This window comes from Porcipelethomonas sp. (genome assembly GCF_051893655.1).
Classification (GTDB): Bacteria; Bacillota; Clostridia; order Oscillospirales; family Ruminococcaceae; genus Porcipelethomonas.
Map to the genome: position 1 here is coordinate 1 of NZ_JBJFHN010000148.1, position 5,490 is coordinate 5,490.

At 35.6% G+C, this 5,490-nt stretch carries 5 protein-coding genes; 1 reads left to right on the top strand and 4 read right to left on the bottom strand.

Annotated features, from left to right (window positions below; translation table 11 throughout):
- Positions 1–63: 63 nt before the first annotated feature.
- From ACI4WO_RS09290 to gmd, 4 genes are read right to left on the bottom strand one after another with little or no spacing between them, the layout of a single operon-like run.
- Positions 64–1,071: a type I phosphomannose isomerase catalytic subunit gene (locus ACI4WO_RS09290; protein ID WP_439807282.1), complete on the bottom strand. Its 1,008-nt coding sequence runs from the start codon at positions 1,069–1,071 to the stop codon at positions 64–66.
- Complete coding sequence (locus ACI4WO_RS09295; protein ID WP_439807283.1) at positions 1,046–2,353, bottom strand: sugar phosphate nucleotidyltransferase; 1,308 nt, start codon at positions 2,351–2,353, stop codon at positions 1,046–1,048. The genes ACI4WO_RS09290 and ACI4WO_RS09295 overlap by 26 nt, the downstream gene beginning before the upstream one ends.
- A gap of 19 nt (positions 2,354–2,372) precedes the next feature.
- Positions 2,373–3,314: a GDP-L-fucose synthase family protein gene (locus ACI4WO_RS09300; protein WP_439807284.1), complete on the bottom strand. Its 942-nt coding sequence runs from the start codon at positions 3,312–3,314 to the stop codon at positions 2,373–2,375.
- Complete coding sequence (gene gmd, locus ACI4WO_RS09305; protein ID WP_439807285.1) at positions 3,314–4,369, bottom strand: GDP-mannose 4,6-dehydratase; 1,056 nt, start codon at positions 4,367–4,369, stop codon at positions 3,314–3,316. Before gmd ends, ACI4WO_RS09300 begins: the two co-directional genes overlap by 1 nt.
- Before the next feature lie 167 nt (positions 4,370–4,536).
- On the opposite strand from gmd, the gene ACI4WO_RS09310 reads away from it, so the two are divergent.
- Complete coding sequence (locus ACI4WO_RS09310; RefSeq protein WP_439807286.1) at positions 4,537–5,397, top strand: AraC family transcriptional regulator; 861 nt, start codon at positions 4,537–4,539, stop codon at positions 5,395–5,397.
- The last annotated feature ends 93 nt before the right edge of the window (positions 5,398–5,490 follow it).

Genomic DNA, 5,490 nt, shown 5'->3' on the forward strand with positions numbered 1-5,490 from the left:
ATTTTATCATACTTTCCTGCTTCTTGGGGAGGTATGGCTGCGGTTGGCGGATACGCTATTTTATTAGCATCCGACTACAAGCAGCTGTCCTTTTCCATGTATTTTTATTTCTGATGCGTTTGCAGGGACAAATATACAATCGCCTTTAAAAAAATTAAGAGTTTCACCGTTATTTAAAAATATTATACCGCAGCCTTCGATGCAGAGTAAAACATTAAATGTATTTTCACTGGATTCAAAATTTACAAGCTGACGAGTACATTCTGTATTAATAATATATCTCCAGACCTGAAAATATTTGCAGCGTGAAATTAATTCTGTTGCAACTCCCTGACGATATTTTAATGTACGCATTGGCTGGCGGGGATTTGCGCTGCCTTTAAGATTAACCACATTCAGAGCTTTATCAATATGAAGCTCTCTTTTTTTGCCATTTTTATCAGTACGGTTATAATCAAAAAGTCTGTATGTTAAATTTGAATTTTCCTGAATTTCTGCAATTAGGGCACCCTTGCATATAGCATGGACCGTACCGGCTTCAATAAAAAAGGTATCGTTTTTATGAATTTTTACCTTTTGCAGATATTTTTCAACTGTACCTTCATCAAGACTTTTTTTCAGCTGTTCTTTAGTGATATCGTGATAAAATCCATAAATTAATTCAGCATCCGGTGCGGCGTCAAGGACATACCACATTTCAGATTTTCCCAGCTGCCCATTTTCATATTCTTTGGCATATTTGTCATTTGGATGCACCTGAACAGAAAGATTTTTAAATGCGTCGATAAATTTAATCAGTATGGGTAGTTCGCCGTTATTGTTGGCATGTTTACCCATAAAATCAGGATTTTCACGTAATATAGCCTGAAGCGTTCTGCCTTTGAATTTGCCGCTTGCGACCACACTCAGACCATCTTTATGGGTTGAACATTCCCAAGTTTCAGCAAGGGGATTTATATCAATTTGTTTCCCGAATTCTGTTTTAAGACGAGTTCCGCCCCATAGGTAATCCTTGCCTGCTGGTTCTAAAAGAAAAGGACAATTATCAGAGCTTGAATATTTGTTTGTCATGAACGCTTATCTCCTTGCCTAATTGTACTTCAATAAGCTTAAGCTCAGTATCTGCAAAAATAGTATGTTTACATCCGGCTTCCATAGTTATAACATCTCCCGGTTTTACCGGTTCCTCCATACCATCAACAATAGTACGTCCTGTTCCGGAAATAATGGTCCATACCTCATCACGATGTTCATGACTGTGATAATTCATGCTGTTTCCCGGATTTAGAGTAACTTTTAAAGTCATACTGTCATCCTGAATGTCTATTACAGTATAACTTCCCCATGATTTTTCTGCAAACATTATCTCCTGTTCGATATTGTCTACAAATGATTTTATATTGCCTGATTCAGATTTTTCAGAAACCAGAATACCTTCTGCACTTGCAGAGACTATTGTATTTTTAATTCCCATACATAAAACAGGAATATTTAATTCGTTTACTACAAATGTATTTTCACATGTATTATTCAAAATAGCTTTACCTATTTTGTTTTCTGATATTTCATTAGTAAGGGAATCCCATGTTCCCAAGTCATTCCAATATCCGGAAAATCGCATTACGTTAATATTTTTTTCCTTTTCAGCAACTGCATAATCAAAACTGATTTTTTCAAGTGATGAATATTTATCGAAAAGGTCATAGTAATCAGTAAAATCTATTAATTCATGAGCTTTGCTTATTATATATTCAAGTTTAAAAACAAATACGCCACAGTTCCAGAGTGCTCCCTGAGAAATATATTTTTTTGCAATATCTGAAGTAGGCTTTTCCTTAAAAGATTTTACTTTGCTGATTTGATTTGATGTTTCCGGAATAATATAACCATATTTTTCGCTTGGGCATGTAGGCTCAATACCCATTAAAAAAAGACCTATGGTTTCTTTTTCTGCTTTCTTCTGAAGCTCTGCAATAGCTTCAAAATAATCTTTGTTTACATAAGGGTCTACCGGGCATATTGCAACTGCCTGATTTAATGGGATTTTTTTAACATCGCTTAAATATGCGGCAGCAAGAGCAATTGCCGGAAATGTATCACGTCTGCATGGTTCAACGCAAATGTCAACATTGTCTCCCAGCTGATTTTTAATAGAAGACACCTGAGTTCTGGATGTGGCAATTGTAATATCAGCATTTTCAGAAACATTGTGAATCTGGCGGTATACTCGCTGGACCATTGATTCGTATGTGTTTCCGTTTTTGAATATTTTAATAAACTGCTTTGAACGTACGTCATTTGATAGAGGCCAGAGTCTTTTTCCGGAACCACCGGATAATAAAATAAAATTCATAGCTGCTCCTTTCGTTTTATCAACGTTCTGTTCTTATGGGATTATTTTTGAAATCTTCATAAGTAAGCTTTATTCCTTCGTCAAGATCAATCTTGTATTTCCAACCTAGTTTTTCAAGCTTTGAAACATCAAGAAGCTTTCTTGGAGTACCGTCAGGTTTTGAAGAATCCCAGCGTATTTTTCCGGTATAGCTTACTGCATTTGCAACCTTTTCAGTCAATTCTTTTATAGTTACTTCTTTTCCGGTTCCGATATTTACTGTTTCATTGCCGGAGTAATTATTCATAAGGTAAACACATGCATCCGCCAGATCATCTACATATAAAAATTCACGGAGAGGTTTTCCGGTTCCCCAGCATTCTACATAGGGCAGATTATTTTCTTTGGCTTCATGAAAACGTCTTATAAGTGCTGGAAGAACATGACTGTTAACAGGATGATAGTTGTCGTTGGGACCGTAAAGATTTGTAGGCATTACTGAAATATAGTCTGTTCCATATTGTCTGTTTAAGTACTCACAGTATTTAAGACCGGAAATTTTAGCCAGGGCATATGCTTCATTAGTCTGTTCCAGCGGTGATGTCAGCAAACAGCTTTCAGGCATTGGCTGTGGAGCCATTTTCGGGTAAATACATGATGAACCTAAAAACAGAAGCTTTTTGCAGTTATTTTTCCATGCGGCATTTATAACGTTCATCTCAAGCATCATATTTTCATACATGAAATCAGCCGGAGAATTGGAATTTGCCATAATTCCGCCGACCTTTGCGGCTGCGAGAAATACATAATCCGGTTTTTCAGCGGCAAAAAAATCGGTTACGTCATTTTGGCTGCAAAGATTAAGTTCACTTCTGGTTCTTGTGATTATATTGTTATATCCTTCTTTTTTCAGAGATCTTATAATGGCGGATCCTACCATTCCTCTGTGTCCTGCAACAAATATTTTGGCATTTTTTTTCATTACTGTTCAGCCTTCTTTCTGAGTATTGCTTCACGCTTTGCAAGTTCAAGGTCATGACTGACCATAATATGTATAAGTTCTTCATAGCTTGTCTTCTGTGGATTCCAGCCTAAAACAGTTTTTGCTTTTGTAGGATCGCCCCAGAGATTATCAACATCTGTAGGTCTGAACCATTCTTTGTTAACTTCGACCAGGACTTTTCCAGTAGCAGTATCTATACCTTTTTCATCAATTCCTTTGCCTTCCCAGCGAAGATTTATTCCAACTGCTTTAAAGGCTTTTTCTGTAAAATCACGTACAGTATGCTGCTCGCCTGTTGCAATTACAAAGTCTTCTGGTTTTTCCTGCTGAAGAATAAGCCACATGCACTCTACGTAATCTTTGGCGTATCCCCAGTCTCTGAGAGAATCCATATTGCCCAACTGAAGCTTGTCCTGAAGTCCGCAGGCTATTCTTGCAGCAGCGAGAGTAATTTTACGTGTAACAAAGTTTTCGCCTCTTCGCTCTGATTCATGATTAAATAAAATACCGTTTGCCGCAAACATACCATATGCTTCACGATATTCCTTAACCATCCAGAATCCGTATTGTTTAGCAATCGCATAAGGGCTGTATGGATGGAATGGAGTAGTTTCTCTTTGAGGAACTTCTTCAACCTTTCCAAAAAGCTCGGAAGTTGACGCTTGATATACTTTTGTTTTTTTAGTAAGACCTAAGATACGCACTGCTTCAAGTATTCTCAATACTCCAAGAGCGTCAACATCTCCGGAATATTCCGGAACATCAAAGGATACTTGTACATGAGACTGTGCTGCAAGATTATATAATTCATCTGGCTGGACGATTCCGATAATTCTGATTAGGGATGATGAATCAGATAAATCTCCGTCATGGAGTGTGATAGATTTTGCTTTGATTAAATGGTCAATTCTTGCGGTATTGGAAATTGACGCTCTTCTTGTAATTCCGTGAACTTCATATCCTTTTTCAATTAAAAATTCTGTAAGATAAGAACCATCCTGACCGGTTATACCTGTAATTAATGCTTTTTTCATAAGCGCCTCCGTTATGTTATATTTAAATTTAAGTAACAGACTTATTTTAAGGCAAAATCGTAAGTTTAACAAGTGAATATATTGATTATAACTAGCACGATATTGACATTTGTTTGTTCGGTGTGTATAATAATTATAAATTGCATTTGGATTAAGGAGAAAAATTTATGGATAATTCCCTTTTTTATGATGGGCTTCAAAAACCTGACAGAATACTATATACACCTACAGCTTTCGCTAAAACCAGTTTGATTTATATGCAGGAAACCGGAGAGTTAAAAGCAGCTGATAAGCATATCAGCCGCAGAAATAATTTACACTCATATTTGTTTTTTATTGTGCTTAATGGTAAAGGAAATATAAAGTATAAAAATAAGGATTATATTGTCAAGCGTGGGGATTGCGTTTTTTTGGATTGTCATAATAATTATTATCATCACCAGTCATCGAATGATTTATGGACGTTAAAATGGGTTCATTTCAATGGTGGAAATATGAATGGAATTTATAATAAATATGTCCAGAGGGGGGGAAAACCGTGTTTTACATCCAGTAAATTTTTAGAATATGACAGTTTGCTTTCTGAAATATATAATATTGCTGTATCAGATACTCCCATCAGAGATATGAAACTCTATGAAAAACTTGTTTCATTGCTTACTATGATTTTAGAAGAATGTTGGACGTCAGATGTTTACGGGAAACAACAGGATTCAAAGGATTTAATTTTAGTAAAGCATTATCTTGATAACAATTATAAGAATAAAATCTCTCTTGATGAGTTGGCAGAAATTTTTTATATAAATAAATTTTATCTAGCAAAACTTTTTAAAAAGCAATTTGGCGTATCAATAATAAATTACCTTATGCAGGTGAGAATAACTCATGCAAAAAGGCTTCTGAGATTCACTGATATGTCAATTGAGAGAATAGGTCAGGAGTGTGGGATAAATGATCCGAATTATTTTGCAAGAATTTTTAAAAAAATCGAAGGAATTTCTCCGGGCAGTTTCCGGAAAATGTGGTAATAAAAATTATTAGCCTTGTAAAAACATTATAAAGGAGCTATTATTTATGGCAGGAGTTATTGTACATCTGGCAATAGCTGATACAACATATAA

Excerpts from the sequence above, each read along its gene's own strand:
- ACI4WO_RS09290 (WP_439807282.1), bottom strand. The coding sequence starts at position 1,071 with ATGACAAACAAATATTCAAGCTCTGATAATTGTCCTTTTCTTTTAGAA.
- ACI4WO_RS09295 (WP_439807283.1), bottom strand. The coding sequence starts at position 2,353 with ATGAATTTTATTTTATTATCCGGTGGTTCCGGAAAAAGACTCTGGCCT.
- ACI4WO_RS09300 (WP_439807284.1), bottom strand. The coding sequence starts at position 3,314 with ATGAAAAAAAATGCCAAAATATTTGTTGCAGGACACAGAGGAATGGTA.
- gmd (WP_439807285.1), bottom strand. The coding sequence starts at position 4,369 with ATGAAAAAAGCATTAATTACAGGTATAACCGGTCAGGATGGTTCTTAT.
- ACI4WO_RS09310 (WP_439807286.1), top strand. The coding sequence starts at position 4,537 with ATGGATAATTCCCTTTTTTATGATGGGCTTCAAAAACCTGACAGAATA.